This window comes from Enterobacter pseudoroggenkampii (assembly GCF_026420145.1).
In the GTDB taxonomy this organism is placed as follows: domain Bacteria; phylum Pseudomonadota; class Gammaproteobacteria; order Enterobacterales; family Enterobacteriaceae; genus Enterobacter; species Enterobacter pseudoroggenkampii.
In genome coordinates this window covers 1,308,477-1,327,115 of the sequence record NZ_JAPMLV010000001.1, presented here as the reverse complement: position 1 = coordinate 1,327,115, position 18,639 = coordinate 1,308,477, and the positions used below count along the sequence as shown (strand labels likewise).

Here is an 18,639-nt window from a genome sequence, read left to right as displayed (position 1 = left end):
TAAAGCGTAATGTTGAATCACTTTGTTTTTTAAAAGTTACACAAAGGTTAAATATAACCCCAAGAATTGTTTCCTTGTTTTGTGATATCGCTCGCAAGGCTTTTACTGCAGGTGTACTGAAGAGCGTCCTCGCGCGCCGCGTTTCATCAGAGCGGATCACAATGTTAACAATTCATTAAAACTCAGCTTGATTTTTATGATTCATGATCAAACTATTAATGGGTAAATTACGTAACATTTGGAGATAAGCGATGCAGCAGTTAGCCAGCTTCTTATCCGGTACCTGGCAGTCTGGCCGGGGCCGTGAACGCACTATTCATCACGCCATCAGTGGCGAAGCGCTGTGGAGCATGACCAGCGAAGGGCTGGACATGGCGGCCGCCCGTCGCTATGCGATTGAGCGCGGCGGCGAAGCGCTTCACGCGATGACCTTTATCGAACGCGCGGCCATGCTGAAGGCGGTGGCAAAGCACCTGCTTAGCGAGAAAGAGACGTTTTATGCCCTGTCCGCCCAGACCGGCGCCACGAAAGCGGACAGCTGGGTCGATATCGAAGGCGGGATCGGCACCCTCTTCACTTACGCCAGCCTGGGTAGCCGCGAGCTGCCGGATGACACCGTGTGGCCGGAAGACGAGCTGATCCCGCTGTCAAAAGAAGGCGGCTTTGCGGCGCGCCACGTCCTGACCTCAAAATCCGGCGTGGCGGTGCACATCAACGCCTTTAACTTCCCCTGCTGGGGAATGCTGGAAAAGCTGGCGCCGACCTGGCTTGCCGGCATGCCTGCCATCATCAAACCCGCCACCGCCACCGCGCAGGTGACTCAGGCGATGGTGAAATCCATCGTCGACAGCGGGCTGGTGCCGGACGGTGCCATCAGCCTGATCTGCGGCGGCGCCGGGGATCTGCTCGACCAGCTCGACAGCCAGGACGTGGTGACCTTTACCGGCTCCGCCAGCACCGGGCAAAGTCTGCGCGTGCACCCGAATATTGTGGCGAATTCCATTCCGTTCACCATGGAAGCCGACTCCCTGAACTGCTGCGTGCTGGGGGAAGACGTCACGCCGGAGCAGCCGGAATTTGCCCTGTTCATTCGGGAAGTGGTGCGCGAGATGACCGCCAAAGCCGGGCAGAAATGTACGGCCATTCGCCGCATTATCGTCCCGCAGAACCAGATTGACGCCGTGAGCCAGGCGCTGGTTGCCCGGCTGGAAAAGGTGGTGGTGGGCGATCCGGCGCAGGAAGGGGTAAAGATGGGGGCACTGGTCAACGCCGAACAGCGTGCGGACGTGCAGGAGAAAGTGGAGCAACTGATCGCCGCAGGCTGCCAGGTCCGCCTGGGTGGCAAAGCGGATTTGCAGGCCGCGGGCGCGTTCTACCCGCCGACCCTGCTGTTCTGCCCGCAGCCGGATGAAACTCCGGCAGTGCACTCAACCGAAGCCTTTGGCCCGGTCGCGACGCTGATGCCGTATCGCAACGCGCGCCACGCAATGCAGCTTGCCCGCGCGGGCGGCGGCAGCCTGGCGGGTACGCTGGTCACCGCAGACCTGGACATTGCCCGCCAGTTTATTACCGGTGCGGCGCGCGCCCACGGGCGTATTCAGATCCTCAACGAGGAAGCCTCGAAAGAGTCCACCGGCCACGGTTCCCCGCTGCCACAGCTGGTGCACGGTGGCCCGGGGCGCGCGGGCGGCGGCGAAGAGCTGGGCGGCCTGCGCGCGGTGAAGCACTACCTGCAGCGCACCGCCATTCAGGGCAGTCCGACCATGCTGGCCGCCATCGGCAAACAGTGGGTGCGTGGCGCAGCGGTGCAGGAAGATCGCGTGCATCCGTTCCGCAAATACTTTGAGGAGCTGCAGCCGGGCGACAGCCTGCTGACGCCGCGCCGCACCCTCACGGAAGCGGACATCGTGAACTTTGCCTGCCTGAGCGGCGACCACTTCTACGCCCATATGGACAAGATCGGCGCGGCAGAGTCGATCTTTGGCGAGCGCGTGGTGCACGGATACTTCCTGATTTCCGCCGCCGCGGGGCTGTTTGTTGATGCGGGCGTCGGGCCGGTCATTGCTAACTACGGCATGGAGAACCTGCGCTTTATCGAGCCGGTTAAACCGGGCGATACCATTCAGGTGCGTCTGACCTGCAAACGTAAAACGCTGAAGAAACAGCGTACCGCGGAGGAAAAACCGACGGGCGTGGTGGAGTGGGCGGTTGAGATCTTCAACCAGCACCAGCAGGCCGTGGCGCTCTACTCCATTCTGACGCTGGTGGCGCGCCAGCAGGGTGATTTCAGCTAAGTTCCCTGCTCCTCATCCTCTCCACAATGGCTGAGCGCTCTCAAGTAATGTGCAAGCAGAAGCAATAACGCTGCTTTTAGAATGGCTGAGGGCCTTCAGCGATGCCCTGGTCCGGCTGTAAATCGCTGAGGCGTTTGCCTTCCGGCCGGGGCGAGGCGCCGGGATGCGCCGAGAGGGCGGGCTTTACAGGGATGTTACCTCCGCCCGTACCCGATAAGCCGGAAGGAATAAGCCGAAGGTACCGCGCAGCGGCGATTTACCGCCGGGAGCCCGGGTCGCCAGGGTGGTGGCGACTGAGCCACCCTGGCACGTTCACAGGCCATATCGTTACAGAGTAGCTAGGAACATAAAGTGAACGGAATGACCACCAGTGCCGTATGTTCCCCCTCACCCCAGCCCTCTCCCTCAAGGGAGAGGGGGCCGTCTGTGCTGACATCATTTGTGGGGTTCCCTCAGCCTCAATGGGGAGGGGAAATGGCCCGGCATGTGATTTACCCCCGCTCTTTTTTTAACCTGGCAAGGCTGACAAATAATCTGGCAGATGCAGGCAAACGCTTTTCTCAGGCGCCTGTCAGGATAAGGCTGTCACAACACAATAAACACAACAAGATGAGGTCTACGATGGGAAGCAATTCTTCTTTTTCTGCCCGTAGAACGGCGCTGGCTATGGCCGTTGCGCTGTGTTGCGCCTGGCAATCCCCTGTTTTCGCCCACGGCAGTGAGGCGCATATGGTCCCGATGGACAAAACGCTGCAGGACTTTGGCGCCGACGTTCAGTGGGATGATTACGCACAGATGTTCACCATTGCAAAAGACGGCGCCTTTGTGAAGGTCAAACCGGGCGCTAAAACCGCCATCGTCAACGGTAAAACCCTCAAGCTCGAGGTGCCGGTGGTGATGAAAGGCAAGAAAGCCTTTATTTCCGATACCTTTATCAACGATGTTTTCCAGTCAGGCCTCGATCAGACCTTCCAGGTTGAGAAACGCCCTCACCCGCTAAACGCGCTGACGGCGGACGAAATTAAGCAAGCCGTTGAGATTGTCAAAGCCTCGGCGGATTTTAAACCGAATACCCGCTTTACCCAGATTGCCCTTGCTGAGCCAGAGAAAGCCAAAGTGTGGGACTTTGTGCTTAACGGTACGGCGGTGGATGCCCCGCGTCAGGCGAAGATCGTGATGCTCGACGGAAAGCACGTTATCGAAAGCCTGGTGGATCTGAAGGATAAAAAAATCCTGCGCTGGGAGCCTGTGAAAGACGCGCACGGCATGGTGCTGCTGGATGATTTCACCGCGGTTCAGCAAATCATCAACGACAGCACGGAGTTTGCCGAGGTGCTTAAAAAACACGGCATCACCGACCCGAAAAAAGTGATTACCACGCCGCTGACCGTCGGCTATTTCGACGGTAAAGATGGCCTGAAGCAGGAAGATCGCCTGCTGAAAGTGGTGAGCTATCTGGACGTTGGCGACGGCAACTACTGGGCGCACCCGATTGAAAACCTGGTGGCCGTGGTCGATCTTGAGCAGAAGAAAATCCAGAAGATTGAGGAAGGCGCCGTTGTTCCGGTTCCGATGACGCCGCGCCCCTACGATGGCCGCGACCGTATAGAGATGCCGAAAAAACCGCTCGACATCATTGAGCCGGAAGGCAAGAACTACACCATCACCGGCGATATGGTGCACTGGCAGAACTGGGATTTCCACCTGAGCCTGGACTCCCGCGTCGGCCCGATGATCTCAACCGTCACCTATAACGACAACGGCAAAAAACGCCAGATTATGTATCAGGGGTCGCTCGGCGGCATGATCGTTCCTTACGGCGATCCGGACGTGGGCTGGTACTTTAAAGCCTATCTCGACTCCGGCGACTACGGCATGGGCACCCTGACCTCACCGCTGGTACGCGGTAAAGACGTGCCGTCCAACGCCGTGATGCTCAATGAAACCATCCCGGATTACACCGGCGCGCCGATGGAGATCCCGCGCGCGATCGCCATTTTCGAACGCTACGCGGGCCCGGAATACAAGCACCAGGAGATGGGCCAGCCGAACGTCAGCACCGAGCGCCGCGAACTGGTGGTGCGCTGGGTGAGTACCGTGGGCAATTACGATTACATCTTCGACTGGGTGTTCCATGAAAATGGCACCATCGGCATTGACGCCGGCGCGACGGGTATCGAAGCGGTGAAAGGCGTGCAGGCGAAAACCATGCACGACGCCACCGCCAAAGACGATACAAAATACGGCACGCTGATCGACCATAACATCGTGGGCACCACGCACCAGCACATCTACAACTTCCGCCTTGATATGGACGTGGACGGCATCAACAACAAGCTGGTGGCCATGGATCCGGAAGTGAAGCCGAATACCGCCGGTGGCCCGCGCACCAGCACCATGCAGATCAATCAGTACGATATTGATACCGAGCAGCAGGCGGCGCAGAAATTCGACCCGGGCACGATTCGCCTGCTGAGCAACACCCGTAAAGAGAACCGCATGGGCAACCCGGTCTCGTACCAGATTATCCCTTACGCGGGCGGTACGCACCCGGTGGCGACCGGCGCGAAATTTGCCCCGGACGAGTGGATCTACCATCGCCTGAGCTTTATGGACAAACAGCTGTGGGTGACCCGTTACCACCCGGATGAACTTTACCCGGAAGGAAAATTCCCGAACCGCTCCGTGCACGACACCGGCCTGGGTCAGTACAGCAAAGATAACGAGTCGCTCAACGATCAGGACGATGTTGTCTGGATGACCACCGGCACCACCCACGTGGCACGCGCGGAGGAGTGGCCGATCATGCCGACGGAATGGGTGCATACCCTGCTTAAACCGTGGAACTTCTTCGACGAGACGCCAACGCTCGGGAAAAAGAAAGACGAACAGAAATAAATAACGCACCGGGCGCAATGCCCGGTTTTTCATCTATTTACTTGCTGAATGCCTCTCCCCGATTATAGTTATTTCTACCTCGTTTATTCCCATTGCATTTCTTGAACCACTTTCAGCCAGGACACGAAGTTTCCACGAACGACGTAATACACCACTGAGAGGTTAGGATGAAATTCAATTTGATCGTCAGGAGTCTTGCTCTGGCTGGACTTGTTATTTCCGTTAGCTCCGCGTATGCCGCAGAAGCCCCGAAGGATGCCACGGCCGCAACGCAACAAGCCAATAACGCCCTGTTTAATCAGCTTCCTTTCTCCGATAACACCGATTTTACGGACGCCCATAAAGGCTTTATTGCCCCTATTCCTCAGGAAATTATCAAAGGGGAAAAAGGCAATATCATCTGGAACCCGCAGCAGTATTCGTTTATTAAAGAAGGCGATAAAGCACCGGACTCCGTTAATCCAAGCTTATGGCGTCAATCTCAGCTGATTAATATTAGCGGCCTGTTTGAAGTGACCGACGGCGTATATCAGATCCGAAATCTTGACCTGTCAAATATGACCATCATTGAAGGGAAAGACGGTATTACCGTGGTTGACCCGCTGGTGTCGGCAGAAACGGCGAAGGTCGGGATGGATCTCTATTTTAAACATCGCGGCAAGAAACCGGTCGTCGCCATCATTTATACCCACAGCCACGTTGACCACTATGGCGGCGTGCGCGGCGTGGTGGATGAAGCGGACGTGAAGTCCGGTAAAGTGAAGGTCTACGCGCCTGCCGGGTTTATGGAAGCGGCCGTTGCCGAGAATATCATGGCGGGTAATGTGATGAGCCGCCGCGCCAGCTATATGTATGGCAACCTGCTGAAGCCAGATGCCAAAGGTCAGGTGGGTGCCGGTCTTGGGACAACAACCTCCGCCGGGACGGTCACGCTGATTGCCCCGACCAATATTATCGAGAAAGATGGGCAGAAAGAGGTAATCGACGGCCTGACCTACGACTTTATGCTTGCGCCTGGCTCCGAAGCGCCATCGGAAATGCTCTGGTATATCGAAGAGAAAAAAGTCATTGAATCCGCAGAGGACGTGACCCACACTCTGCACAACACCTACTCGCTGCGCGGAGCGAAAATCCGCGAGCCGCTGCCGTGGTCGAAATACATTAACCAGGCGATTGTGCGCTGGGGTGATAAGGCCGAAATCATCATGGCACAACACCACTGGCCGACCTGGGGCAACGAAAACGTGGTCAAACTGCTGAAAAGCCAGCGTGACCTCTATCGTTACATCAACGACCAGACGCTGCGTATGGCGAACGAAGGGTTGACGCGCGACGAAATTGCCGCGAACTTTACGCTCCCGGATTCACTGGCCCATACCTGGGCTAACCGCGGCTACTACGGCTCGGTGAGCCATGACGTCAAAGCCACCTACGTGCTGTATCTGGGCTGGTTTGACGGCAACCCGGCGACGCTGGATGAGCTGCCGCCGGAAGAAGGCGCGAAGAAATTCGTTGAGTATATGGGCGGCGCGGATGCCATCCTGAACAAGGCGAAAACCGACTTCGACCAGGGGAACTACCGCTGGGTGGCGCAGGTGGTGAGTAAAGTGGTCTTTGCCGATCCAAACAATCAGGCGGCACGTAACCTGGAAGCGGATGCGCTGGAACAGCTTGGCTATCAGGCTGAATCCGGCCCGTGGCGTAACTTCTACCTGACCGGTGCGCAGGAGTTGCGTAACGGCGTGGTGAAAGGTCCAACGCCGAATACCGCCAGCCCGGATACGGTACGCGCGATGACGCCAGAGATGTTCTTTGACTACCTGGCAGTCCATATCAATGGCCAGAAAGCCGGTGAGGCTAAATCGGTGTTTAACATTGATTTGGGCAGCGATGGCGGGAAGTACAAACTCGAGCTGGAAAATGGCGTGCTGAACCACACGGCGAACGCAGAAGCAAAAGATGCGGATGCGACGCTGACGCTCAACCGTGACACCCTGAATAAAATCATTCTCAAGGAAGTGACGCTGAAACAGGCTCAGGACAGCGGAAATGTCAAAATAAGTGGCGACAGCGCGAAACTTGATGCCATGCTTAGTTACATGGATAAGTTTGATTTCTGGTTTAACATTGTGACACCGTAACGGTGCATGCAAAAGGGCGGTTCGTCCGCCCTTTCCTGCTTCACGTGTTCGCCAGACAGGGTAAAAAGCGTCAATGGAAAAAAGAAAAAAACCGAGACTTGAACGGGCAACCTGGCCAACGCGCCATGCCATGGTCATGCACGGGCTGGCGATGAACCTGCCGTGGCTGGCCTTCGTCAATATCAGCTTCGCGGTGATGATCCTGCTGCGACACGTTCTGCTTAAGGCCAGCGATCCCCTTTATCCCCACTCGCCGCAGCTGACGAGAATGGTCGATGCCTCCATGCTTGGCATTATCATCCTCTCAGCAGCGCTGATCCTGATGGCCTGGCGGCGTATCGCCGGTATCAGCGTGGTCTTGTTTATCTGTAGCGCCATCTGGTCGGTCTCCTGCTTCTGGTTTATCACCCAGCTGCTGCTGCCTCACGTCTGGCCGCTGTGCGTCATTTTATTACTCGCCGGCTTAACGGCGCTCTATTTTTATCCTGAAGGGCTGCTCGCCTTTGTGCTCCCGCTCTGGATCACCCTGCCGATAGCAAGCTGGATACGGAACGATGGCCTCAACCTTCACTTCGTCGTCATCTGGAGCGTCTTTACGCTGATCCTGATCTGCGGGCGTTTCATTCTGTTGAGCTGGTTTGACGAGGCCTGGCGGCGTAATCAGCAAAATCAGCTGCTGATCTCCAGACTGGATGCGCTGGCGCATCAGGATCCGTTAACCAAAACCGCCAATCGCCGGAAAATGGAGGTGGTGCTGGAAAACGCGGTTGAGCAGAAGAAAACCTTCTCGGTGATTATGCTGGATATCGATTACTTCAAGCTCTACAACGACACCTACGGGCACCAGGCAGGCGACGACTGTCTGACCCGCGTGGCGCGGGTGCTGAAGCAGTCGGTGCGCACACCTGACGATGTGGTGTCGCGCTACGGCGGCGAGGAGTTCGTGGTCATTCTCTTCAATTGCCCGGAAAACATCGCGGAAAAGGTTGCCCTGCGTATTCAGGACGGCCTGCGCGCGGAAGCCATACCACACAGCGCGTCAACCGTTAGCGACCATGTCACCGTGAGCATGGGGATTGCGAGCATGGCGGAGGGGTTAGCAGGCACCGAGATCATCGCCCGCGCCGATGCTGCGCTGTATCGGGCCAAGGAGGCCGGGCGGGATCGAGTATGCCGGTGAGAACGGCGGCTATTCCGCATGACGCTCGGCGATCCATTTGCGGTATTGACCGGGCGACATGCCCGTCACCCCCGTAAAAGCGCGCCTGAATGCCGTGTCGTCAGCGTAACCGCAAGCGCTGGCAATCTCCGTTATTGCGTACCCCGGTTGCTCCAGGAGACGCATTGCCTTTTCAATGCGCATGCGCGTCAAAAAGTTTTTAGGGCTTTCATTCATCTCCTCCGCCATTTTTCGGTGAAGGGTACGAGTGGTCATATTCAGCGCCCGGGCAAGCTGTTCTACGGTAATCGCCGGATTTTCATACCGGACGATATGTTCCGCTTTCATTATCATCGGATGGACTGAATTTAAAAAACCTGCTGGCGCGTAAACCTGCTGAGATAACGGCTGGCTGTCAGCCACGGCCATATCGGCCGTCAGACGCGCCAGCTTCTGCCCGGCGTGCAGACGGATGATATGCAGCGCCAGGTCAACCCACGAGAGCGGGCCACCGGATGTGATAACCCGTGCATCCTGCACCAGCGCTTTACCCCAGACAGGTTTGCTCAGCGGATAACGCTGGCGGAAAGTATGGTAAAGCCACCAGGTCGTCGTGCATGCCCGGCCATTGAGGATCCCCGCCTCGGCGAGAACCAACCCACCGGCACAGGCTCCCGCAAGCATCGCGCCTTTATCATACTGGCCGCGCAGCCATGCGCCAGCCTCAAGGACGGCCTCTGGCGAGACCGGGCGTTTCTGCTCGTCAAGCTTCATCCCGCAGGCAATCACGAGATCGAAGGTTCCTCCGGTAACAAAGCTCGCTTCGGCCTCGATCGGCCGCCCCTGCGCGTCCGGGACCGGTTTTCCTTCCGCCGTGATGATGACCGCCTCAAAAGGCGAAATGCCCTCGCCGTCCGGCTGCTGGGCAATCACTTCGTTAGCCAGCCAGAACATGTCGCAGAGCCCAGCCACGGCGGATTTCATGCTTCCGGGTAACGCTAAAATGGCAATTCTCATGATTCAGGCCTGAGTAAAATGTCTGATTTCGTATGTTAACAGTCATTTCAGACACTACAAGCCTCTTTGCGTCTCTCGTTACACTGTGATTCAACGTCTCTCAGGAAATTACGTCACGCTTATGAAACCGACACGCTTGCCCGTTCTTCTTTCCTTGCTTTGCATGGCTGCATCGCAGTCTGTGCAGGCGCGGATTAATAACATCATCCTCGTGCATGGTGCCTTTACCGATGGTTCCGTCTGGCAGGAAGTGATAGGCCGTTTGCAGACCCGGGGCTACCACGTCACGGCAGTGCAAAACCCTCTGACTTCGCTTGAAGAGGACGTCGCCGCCACAGAGCGTGTCATCGACCGTCAGCAAGGGGACGTAGTGCTTGTTGGCCACTCCTGGGCCGGCGCGGTCATCACTCAGGCAGGCAATAACCCGAAGGTGAAAAAACTGGTTTTTCTCTCCGCCCTTGCCCCCGACAGCGGTGAATCGGTTACCTCTCTTCTTACCCGCCTCAACGCCCCGATGGCCGACATGCGCCCGGATAAAAAAGGGTTAATCTGGCTGGACGATCCTGCTGCCTATCAGCGCACGATGGCCAACGATCTGCCCCTCAAACGCGTAAAACTGCTGACGGCAACGCAGCAGCCTATCGCGGCAAGCGCCTTCAGCGAGAAGGTAGAACATGCAGCATGGCGTGAAAAACCCTCATGGTATCTGATAACCGAAGAGGATCGCGCCCTCTCTCCCGGTATCCAGCAGCAGCTCGCCGGCACCATGAACGCCACCGTCCTGCGTATTAAGAGCAGCCATATGTCGATGATTTCCCACCCGCACGCCGTGAGTCAGTTTATCGAACAAGCAACCCAAACCGACGCAAAGGAAACAGAGAAATGAATATCCTGCATATAGATTCAAGTATTAACGGCGAGTTCTCACTTTCACGTCAGCTGACGGCAGAGGTGGTTCGCCAGATCGCGTCAGAGAAGGTGGTCTATCGCGACGTCGTTAAAACCCCCATCGCCCATCTCACCGGCACCGTTGCTGCTGGGTTCCGGCCGCTGCGGATAGCCACCGATGCGACGGCTGAAGATGTCCGCGAACACGCGCTGTCCGGGGAACTTGTGAACGAATTTCTCAATAGCGACCTCATCGTGATAGGTGCGCCTATGTATAACTTCTCCGTCTCAACTCAGCTTAAAGCCTGGTTAGATCGACTCGCCCAGCCGGGAAAAACCTTTAGCTATACCCCGACGGGCCCGGTGGGGCATGCGACCGGCAAGAGGATTATTGTCGTTTCAACCCGCGGCGGGATATATCACGGTACGCCAATCGAAGACATGGATTTTCAGGAGAGGTACCTGCAGCGATTCTTTGGTTTTCTGGGTATCGACAGAGTGGAATTTGTCCGTGCTGAAGGGGCTACGCGCAGTGAAGAAGTCAGGACTAAAGGCGTTGCGCAGGCGTTTGACGCTATTCCATCGGTCATTGCCGCAGCATTGAAATAGCCGCCGGGTTAAAGCCTGCCGGGTAACCGCAGCGTTACCCGGCAATGTTTTTAATACCGCACGCACACCGACTTGGTTTCACACCAGCCGTCCAGCCAGTCCGGACCAAAGTCACGCCCCGTACCGGACTGCTTCATGCCGCCGAACGGCAGGTTGGCGTCGATCAGCGTATGGCTGTTTACCCAGACGGTGCCCGCCTGCAGCCGGTCGGTATACTCCAGCGCCTTGCTGATATTTTGCGTCCAGACGCTGGCCGTCAGGCCATAGTCGCTGTCGTTTGCCAGCTGAAGCGCCTCTTCACCGTCGGCGACGCGCACCACGTTGACCACCGGGCCAAACACCTCTTCGCGGGTCAGGCGCAGCGAGGCATCCGGGTTCACCACCAGCGTAGGCGCAACGTAATAGCCTTTGCCTTCCGGCCCCCGGTTACCGACGATTAGCTCCGCGTTGCGCGACTTCGCCTCATCAAGGAAGGTCTGCACCTTGTCACAGTGGGCGCGCGACACCAGCGGGTTGATAAACGCCTCCGGCGACATGCCCGGCCCGACGCTCAGGGATTTCACCGCCTGCTCAAACCCGCTGACCAGCGTGTCAAACAGCGGCGCTTCAATATAGATGCGCGAGCTCGCCGCGCACACCTGCCCCTGGTTCAGGAAGCTGCCGGTCATCAGGCCTTCGATCACCCACGCCGGGTCGGCGTCTTTCAGTACAATAGCCGGGTTTTTCCCGCCCAGCTCCAGGGTCACGCCGGTTAGCGTGTCCGCCGCCGCACGGGCAATTTGCTTACCCGTCGCCGTTGAGCCGGTGAAGCTCACCTTTGCAATATGCGGATGCGAGGTCAGCGCTGCGCCACACACCGCGCCGCTCCCGGTCACCACGTTGAACACCCCGTCCGGGATGCCCGCTTCGCTGGCCAGTTCCGCTACGCGCAGCATGGTCAGCGGCGTGGTTTCTGACGGCTTGATGACGATAGAGCAGCCCGCGGCCAGCGCAGGCATCACTTTCCACATCCCGATCATCAGCGGGAAGTTCCAGGGCACAATCCCGGCCACCACGCCAACCGGCTCTTTACGCGTCCACGCCTGATAGCGGGCGCCCTGCGGCAGCGGGATGGAAAGGTCGAGGGTCTTACCCGTAATTTTGGTGGTCAGCCCGGCGGTATAGCGCATCCAGTTCAGGGTGCAGCTGACTTCAAACATGCGGGAAATGTTAATGGATTTCCCCTGCTCCAGCGTTTCAAGCTGGGCCAGCTCTTCGCTGTGCTGTTCCACCAGATCGGCGAAATGGAGCAGGATCCGCTCGCGCTCCGCCGGGAGTTTTCCGGCCCAGCTGCGGGCGACAAACGCGCGCCAGCCGGACATGACGGCACGGTCAACGTCGTCGACGCTGGCATCGGCAGTCGAGGCAATGACTTCGCCCGTGGCCGGGTTGTAGACGTTCAGCCGCTTTTCACTGTCCGATGCGGCCTGACGCCCTTCAATCCACAGGCCATGCTGTCGGTCTAAAAATTGTTGTACGGCAGGCTGAATGGCCACCTGTGATTCAGACATAGGATACTCCTTCGTTATTCTTCGCAGGGTGTCCATCCAGTCTAAGTGGGGTTTTGCATTCTCGCTTTTGTCTCTGTGACATTCGCTTTGCCACCTGTGACAGGCTCCGCAAATCGCGATAATTGCCGCTTATATCGCTGTTACCGGTGAGTGTTCTTTCCTATAGTCAGCCTCATAGCTCTGACAAAATGCAACACAAATGTAACAATGCGAAAACGTTGACGGTGCAGTGAGAGAAACGATGGCGTGTGCAAGCGAGCAGGAACAGTATCAGCAGTGGCTGGCGCAAATTAACCAGGTTTGCGGGCGTTTTAACGCGCAGCCCACCGAGGGAAAATTCTACGGCGAGCTGGAGACCAGCTATGCGCGCAGCCTGAAGCTCAGTACCGTGACCGCAGGCGGCGTTAATCTGTTCCGCTCCCGTCAGGAGATCACGCAGAGTAACGATGCCTGGTTCTATACCGTGTTCCAGCTAGAAGGCAGCGCGGAAATTGAACAGGATGACCGTCGCGCGCTACTCAGGACCGGTGATATCACGCTGATTGACGCGTCGCGTCCCTGCTCGATCAACTGGCGGGAAAAGTCCCGCCAGATTTCGCTGCTGGTTCCCCGTCAGATAATTGAGCAGCAGTGTCGTTTCCAGGAGATAAGCTGCGCGACCGCCCTTTCGCGCACCTTGCCCACGGTACAGCTGAGCCATCGCCTGCTGATGGAGAGCATGAGCAATCCCGACCTGAGTGACCGCGAAAGTGAAGCGGCGCTCGAGGCGATGATCTGTCTGCTTCGTCCCGCTTTCCAGCAGCGTGAAATCATTCAGCCGCGCAAGGAGCGCCAGTTCCAGCATGTGGTGGCGCTGATTGACGACCATATTCAGTCTGAATCGCTGCGCCCGGAATGGATTGCCGCCGAGAGCGGTATGTCCGTGCGCAGCCTCTACCGCATGTTTGCCGAGAAAGGGCTGGTGGTGGCGCAGTACATCAAAAACCGTCGTCTGGATCTCTGCGCGCAGGTCCTGCGCGCTGCCGGTGATGATGAAAAGCTGGCGGGCATTGGCTACAGCTGGGGGTTCACCGACCATAGCCATTTTTCAACGGCGTTTAAGCAGCGTTTTGGCGTCTCGCCTGGTGAATACCGCAGGCGCTACCGCTAGCTACTTTTTGAGCCATTTTCCGTTAATGCCCTTCACGTATTCGCCCGGCTGCGCGCGGGCAACCAGTTTCTGCCCTGCCATTTTGGCCACTTCATCGACCGGCAAATTATTGCTGTCAGCCAGCTTCTGGTAGTTTTCCGTGCGCGCCGCGTTGATGCGATTAACCAGCGCCAGCGTTTCCGCGTCCTGTTGAACCGGGGCAAGATAACCGCTGAGGGTTTCCCCCACGCGCCCCTGGGCCCGGGCATCGTTTAAGGTCAGCGCAGCTGCCTGCACGTTCATCCCCAGCGCCAGCAAAATCAGAGCTACTCGTTTCATGGCGTCCTCAGAACAGATCGCTGCGCGATTTCAGCAGGGTTTCAACATCTTTATCGACCTTGATGTGGATCTCATGTTCGATTTTGACATTCATATTGATGGTAATCGGCTCCTTTGGCGCAGCGACTTCAATACGCGGCGTACAGCCGGACAGTAGCGCGGCAACGGCAACGGTGAGCACACCAGCCATCTTTTTCATTGTTGTTCCTCACTTTCCTTGCCAGTCGAACTGCGGGGAGCAGGTATCGCCGCATGTTGCTCAAACCAGGTTTGCAGGTTGTCCCCAAAACGCAGACTGCGCCAGAGGGTAAAGACATTCTCGTCGTGGGTATAGTTCAGGTTGACGGAGCTGCTTTTGCCATCGACCCGGCTGGTCCCCTTGATGGTCGCCTGCATGGTTAATTCACCCAGGTTATCTAAATTGATTCTCGTCCACGAACGCGAAATTTCCATATAGCGGAGCCAGTTAATCGCGGCACCCGCAGCCATATTATCTTTCACGATGGCGTCGGCCGTATCTTTGTCGATGCGCAGCGTCATGGGCCCCGGGTTGGTCAGCCAGCCATCTTTAATGATCCATTTTTCGTTGTCCAGCCAGAACGGCAGTGCCCCGCTCACCGGCCCTGACATGGCAAACTGCTTCGGATTGACGGCGCTAATCAGCTCGCTCGAAGAGATATTGTCCACCCGCAGCAGGGCCGGATCGTGCTGCGGCATCCGCAGCTGCTGCATGGTGATCTTCCCGCCGAGGGTTTCCACCTTCACGTTGGTGAGCAGCAGAGGACTGTCCTCCGTCCAGGGATAATCGCCCTGTAAATCTGCAGTAATGTTGCGCGCGGTCACCAGGTTTTCCACTTCGCCGATGCGCAACGTGACCGGACCGCGCGTGCCGAGGGACCAGGTTCCCTCGCTGAAGCGGAACGGCAGCACAAAGTCGACGCCGTTAATCTGGTTGTCCGGCATCCAGGCGCTGCCGGATTTCAGCACGCCGTGCCCGCCCGCTTCAAAGCCCTGATCGGCCGCCGCCGAGAAGGCGACCTGCGCATAAAGCTCCCCGTCGCGCAGCGTCATTTTCCAGTCCGGCGGGATCAAAGGCTGGAATACGGTGAGGGACTGTTTCGGCCACCAGGCCTGCCCGCGCAGGCGCACGCCATCCCAACGACCGTTCACCTGTACCGGACCGATTTTGTCCGCATGGAGGTCGCCCTTAAACTGAAAAATTGTCGGGTCGGTGCCGTCGACGCTGAAGGTCAGGACCGAGGGCGGCAACACGCTGCCGCCGGAGAAACGGGTTTGTCCTGCATTGAGCGACAGCGCGCCGCTGAAGGCCGGTTTTTCGGCATCGCGCAACCAGCGTACCGGCTGATCCAGCACCAGACGCGGCTTGCTGACCTCCATCGTGCCGTACTGGAGCTTGTCAAAACCGGTGGAGAGCGCCGTCAGCTCAATAAGGTTGTCGCGCCACTCGCCTTTCCCGGCGACATCCCAGCGGGCATGCATCGGCGTAAAACCGCCTTTTCCCCAGTAGCGCCACTGCCACAGGCCGTTATCAGGTAAAAAGTCATTGGCCTGGCCGTCCAGGTGGAGTTCAAAATCACCCATCTCGTTTTCATGGGCGCGCAGAATCGCCTGTAAACGACCGTCCACGCCCTTCTGCGTCAGCTTCACGCCCGCCAGCGGCCAGCGGATTTCATCGATATCGAGCGAATTGATGATGCGCCCGCGCGAGCGGAGCAGCGCGCCCGGCTCAAAGGCCAGCTGCGGTTCATACAGGCTGCCGGTCAGCGTAGCGGGCAATTTGGCGTAAAGAATGAGATCGTTTTGCTTCGCCTCGCCGCTGAGATGCAGGGGCATGTCGCTGTTTTCCATACTGAGCCTGCCGGGCCCAATATTCAGTACCGCGTTGCCTTTCCCCGCATCGCCGTGCGTCAGCACATTCAGTCGTCCGGTCAGGGTTGTTTTCTCCAGCCCCTGCTGCCAGTTGTCTGCACGAAGGGACACCCGCCCGCTCAGCGGCATACCCGAGAGATCCCAGTTCCAGCGCCCGTCGCTGATGTTCAGCTGCTCCGCCGTGATCTGCCACGGCAGGTCGAGCAGCGGATCGGGGTTGTCCCGCGCCATCACCACCAGCTGTCCCTGATTCTCTTCCCAGTCCAGATCGGCGTCGACCAGGGACGTTAACTGTGGCACGTTAAAGGTCGCCACCGCGTGGCCTTTCACCGGCACGCCGTCCGGAACCAGCGGCAAAGTAAACTCGCCCACCAGCTTAATCGGCTGCGGCTGGTCCGGGAGCTGTACATCAAACTGGCTGACCGAGAGCGTTTGGCCGCGAAGCGTGCCTTTAATGCTGACCTGCTCGCCTTTATAGGCGATCTCCTGGCTGGACGGGGTCAGCGACGCATTAAGCTCACCCTGCCACTGCTGCCAGGGCGACAGCGTCAGGCGGTGAACCGTAAGCCAGGTATTGGGCAATACCGCCTGCCACTGGGCCAGCGTTTTGGGAGCAACCGTTGACGGCGCGGACTGGGGAATTTTGCTCAGGCAAACGGAGTTAAGATCCAGCGCGCCGATATCCAGCTTCCAGCGGCTGGGATGTGACAGCGTCACGTTATCGATGCGGGCAATTTCGCAGTCTTCAACCAGATAGCGAAGATCGGGGATCACCAGCGCGTGGCGAGTCAGTTTCGGACTCTCTTCGAAAGCGATGCGCGTCCCGACGGGCAGCCAGATCCCGGCGAGCGTCGGTACCCACTGGGCGAGCGTCATCAGCAGCGTCAGCGGCAACAATATGAACAGCAGTAAAAGCGCAAGAGCGGCTTTGTATTTACCCTTCATGGGCAGTTAATATCCTGATTTAGCAAAAGAATTAAGCCGGCAGTGCCGATCATTGTCGCATGTTTAGCTGGTCAGTTGAAGTCAAAGCCAGGTTTAAGAATAGATGCTGTAACGTTAAGTTGCGAAACTAGGGCCTGTTCCGAGGCAACGCCAGAAGGTAAAGCATGGCGAATATCAACGACCCCCAATACACCGAGTTGTACCGCCAGGGATCAAAATCAATAAGTAAAAATGCGCGAACAAACTCATAGCCGTTGGCAAAAACGTTAATTTGAATGGCAGCAATGGCTATCACAAACAGCGTATAAGCAATGAACAGTGGATATTTCCGGAGCCGGTTAACTTTCAATTTCCCGAAGTACAATAAGAAGAAAATCACAATAGAAACAATAAAATAGCATAAAGCAGGCAGCATCGGCGGAGATAAGGACAATTCCAATTGTTGAGACATGCATCATTCTCCCTCTTTATCAGAAACTCACCCAGTTTCTGATATCGTCCCATCACATCAGGAAGGATTGCAGTTTTCGCACCCTCTTGCCATTCTTTAACGTAATTCAGACAGGCGTTTCTCGCATCCTCTACCCACTTCATTTTCCGCTATATGTCCTGATCAGATCCGCGCCGAAGATTTCTCGTAGTAAGAATATCATGGAGTTAGGGTGCACATATGCTCTAGAATAATTGATAGAACTTATTGAATTCAATAATATTTTATAAATTGTAAGATAATTTTAATCATGCTAACGTGAATGCAAAATCACTGGAGAAAGTCTTATGAAACTCGCGGTATACAGCACAAAGCAGTACGACAAAAAGTATCTGCAACATGTTAACGAGGCTTACGGGTTTGAGCTTGAATTTTTCGACTTTCTGCTGTCCGAAAAAACCGCCAAAACGGCGCACGGCTGTGAAGGCGTCTGCATTTTCGTAAACGATGACGGCAGTCGTCCGGTGCTGGAAGAGTTGAAAAAACAGGGGGTGAAGTACATCGCCCTGCGCTGTGCGGGCTTTAATAACGTGGATCTCGATGCGGCAAAAGAGCTGGGTCTGAAGGTGGTTCGCGTTCCGGCGTACTCCCCGGAAGCGGTCGCGGAACATGCGATTGGCATGATGATGTCCCTCAACCGTCGTATTCACCGCGCTTATCAGCGTACCCGTGACGCCAACTTCTCGCTGGAAGGGCTGACCGGCTTTACCATGTACGGCAAAACCGCTGGCGTGATCGGCACCGGTAAAATTGGCGTGGCTACCCTGCGCATTCTGAAAGGCTTTGGCATGCGTCTGCTGGCATTCGATCCGTACCCAAGCGCCGCAGCGCTGGATCTGGGCGTGGAGTACGTTGACCTGCCGACGCTGTTCTCGCAGTCCGACGTGATCTCCCTGCACTGTCCGCTGACGCCGGAAAACTACCACCTGCTCAATCAGGCGGCGTTTGACCAGATGAAAGATGGCGTGATGATCATCAACACCAGCCGCGGCGGACTGGTTGACTCTCAGGCCGCAATCGAAGCGCTGAAAACCCAGAAAATTGGCGCGCTGGGGATGGACGTGTATGAGAACGAACGCGATCTGTTCTTTGAAGATAAGTCTAATGATGTCATCCAGGACGACGTGTTCCGTCGCCTCTCTGCCTGCCATAACGTCCTGTTTACCGGACATCAGGCGTTTCTGACTGCCGAAGCCCTGATCAGCATTTCGGAAACCACGCTGGGCAATCTTCAGCAGTTAGAAAAGGGTGAGCCGTGCCCTAACGAACTGGCTTAAGTGCTAAGCCGGG

Annotated in this window: 14 protein-coding genes; 8 read left to right on the top strand and 6 right to left on the bottom strand. The window is 56.9% G+C overall.

Annotated elements, in window-relative coordinates:
* Positions 1-251 precede the first annotated feature (251 nt).
* The 4 genes from paaZ to OTG14_RS06495 all read left to right on the top strand — a co-directional run bounded on the left by paaZ (position 252) and on the right by OTG14_RS06495 (position 8,513).
* Positions 252-2,294, top strand: a complete 2,043-nt coding sequence (paaZ, locus tag OTG14_RS06510; protein ID WP_267214760.1) for a phenylacetic acid degradation bifunctional protein PaaZ — start codon at positions 252-254, stop codon at positions 2,292-2,294.
* Positions 2,295-2,915: 621 nt separating this feature from the next.
* Positions 2,916-5,192, top strand: a complete 2,277-nt coding sequence (tynA, locus tag OTG14_RS06505) for a primary-amine oxidase (protein WP_248164335.1) — start codon at positions 2,916-2,918, stop codon at positions 5,190-5,192.
* 167 nt (positions 5,193-5,359) lie between these two features.
* A complete protein-coding gene (locus OTG14_RS06500; RefSeq protein ID WP_267214759.1) occupies positions 5,360-7,333 on the top strand; it encodes an alkyl/aryl-sulfatase in 1,974 nt (657 codons plus the stop codon).
* A gap of 73 nt (positions 7,334-7,406) precedes the next feature.
* The gene (locus OTG14_RS06495) at positions 7,407-8,513 is read left to right on the top strand and encodes a GGDEF domain-containing protein (RefSeq protein ID WP_267214758.1); all 1,107 of its coding nucleotides are present in this window, start codon (positions 7,407-7,409) and stop codon (positions 8,511-8,513) included.
* Positions 8,514-8,522: 9 nt separating this feature from the next.
* On the opposite strand, the gene OTG14_RS06490 is transcribed toward OTG14_RS06495, so the two are convergent.
* The gene (locus OTG14_RS06490) at positions 8,523-9,509 is read right to left on the bottom strand and encodes a GlxA family transcriptional regulator (RefSeq protein ID WP_267214757.1); all 987 of its coding nucleotides are present in this window, start codon (positions 9,507-9,509) and stop codon (positions 8,523-8,525) included.
* 121 nt (positions 9,510-9,630) lie between these two features.
* Here OTG14_RS06490 and OTG14_RS06485 point away from each other — a divergent pair, with 121 nt between their 5' ends.
* Positions 9,631-10,395 carry an alpha/beta fold hydrolase gene (locus OTG14_RS06485; protein WP_425340237.1) on the top strand — a complete coding sequence of 255 codons (765 nt, stop codon included), beginning with the start codon at positions 9,631-9,633 and terminating at the stop codon, positions 10,393-10,395.
* Complete coding sequence (locus OTG14_RS06480) at positions 10,392-11,006, top strand: FMN-dependent NADH-azoreductase (protein ID WP_048989521.1); 615 nt, start codon at positions 10,392-10,394, stop codon at positions 11,004-11,006. The genes OTG14_RS06485 and OTG14_RS06480 overlap by 4 nt, the downstream gene beginning before the upstream one ends.
* A gap of 50 nt (positions 11,007-11,056) precedes the next feature.
* Here the strand turns inward: OTG14_RS06480 and OTG14_RS06475 are convergent, their stop codons facing one another.
* The gene (locus OTG14_RS06475) at positions 11,057-12,556 is read right to left on the bottom strand and encodes an aldehyde dehydrogenase family protein (protein WP_024909486.1); all 1,500 of its coding nucleotides are present in this window, start codon (positions 12,554-12,556) and stop codon (positions 11,057-11,059) included.
* Between the two features lie 241 nt (positions 12,557-12,797).
* Between OTG14_RS06475 and feaR the strand changes: the two genes are divergently transcribed.
* Positions 12,798-13,706 carry a transcriptional regulator FeaR gene (gene feaR / locus OTG14_RS06470; protein WP_048989522.1) on the top strand — a complete coding sequence of 303 codons (909 nt, stop codon included), beginning with the start codon at positions 12,798-12,800 and terminating at the stop codon, positions 13,704-13,706.
* Here the strand turns inward: feaR and OTG14_RS06465 are convergent, their stop codons facing one another.
* The 4 genes from OTG14_RS06465 to OTG14_RS06450 form a co-directional block, all read right to left on the bottom strand.
* Positions 13,707-14,024: a YdbL family probable chaperone protein gene (locus OTG14_RS06465; protein ID WP_024909488.1), complete on the bottom strand. Its 318-nt coding sequence runs from the start codon at positions 14,022-14,024 to the stop codon at positions 13,707-13,709.
* Between the two features lie 7 nt (positions 14,025-14,031).
* Complete coding sequence (locus OTG14_RS06460; RefSeq protein ID WP_114977366.1) at positions 14,032-14,223, bottom strand: YnbE family lipoprotein; 192 nt, start codon at positions 14,221-14,223, stop codon at positions 14,032-14,034.
* A complete protein-coding gene (locus OTG14_RS06455) occupies positions 14,220-16,859 on the bottom strand; it encodes a YdbH family protein (protein ID WP_267214756.1) in 2,640 nt (879 codons plus the stop codon). Before OTG14_RS06455 ends, OTG14_RS06460 begins: the two co-directional genes overlap by 4 nt.
* Before the next feature lie 127 nt (positions 16,860-16,986).
* Positions 16,987-17,310 carry a hypothetical protein gene (locus tag OTG14_RS06450; RefSeq protein ID WP_267214755.1) on the bottom strand — a complete coding sequence of 108 codons (324 nt, stop codon included), beginning with the start codon at positions 17,308-17,310 and terminating at the stop codon, positions 16,987-16,989.
* Between the two features lie 326 nt (positions 17,311-17,636).
* Between OTG14_RS06450 and OTG14_RS06445 the strand changes: the two genes are divergently transcribed.
* Positions 17,637-18,626 (top strand): 2-hydroxyacid dehydrogenase, encoded by a 990-nt coding sequence (locus OTG14_RS06445; RefSeq protein ID WP_024909491.1) that lies wholly within the window; start codon positions 17,637-17,639, stop codon positions 18,624-18,626.
* Positions 18,627-18,639 lie beyond the last annotated feature (13 nt).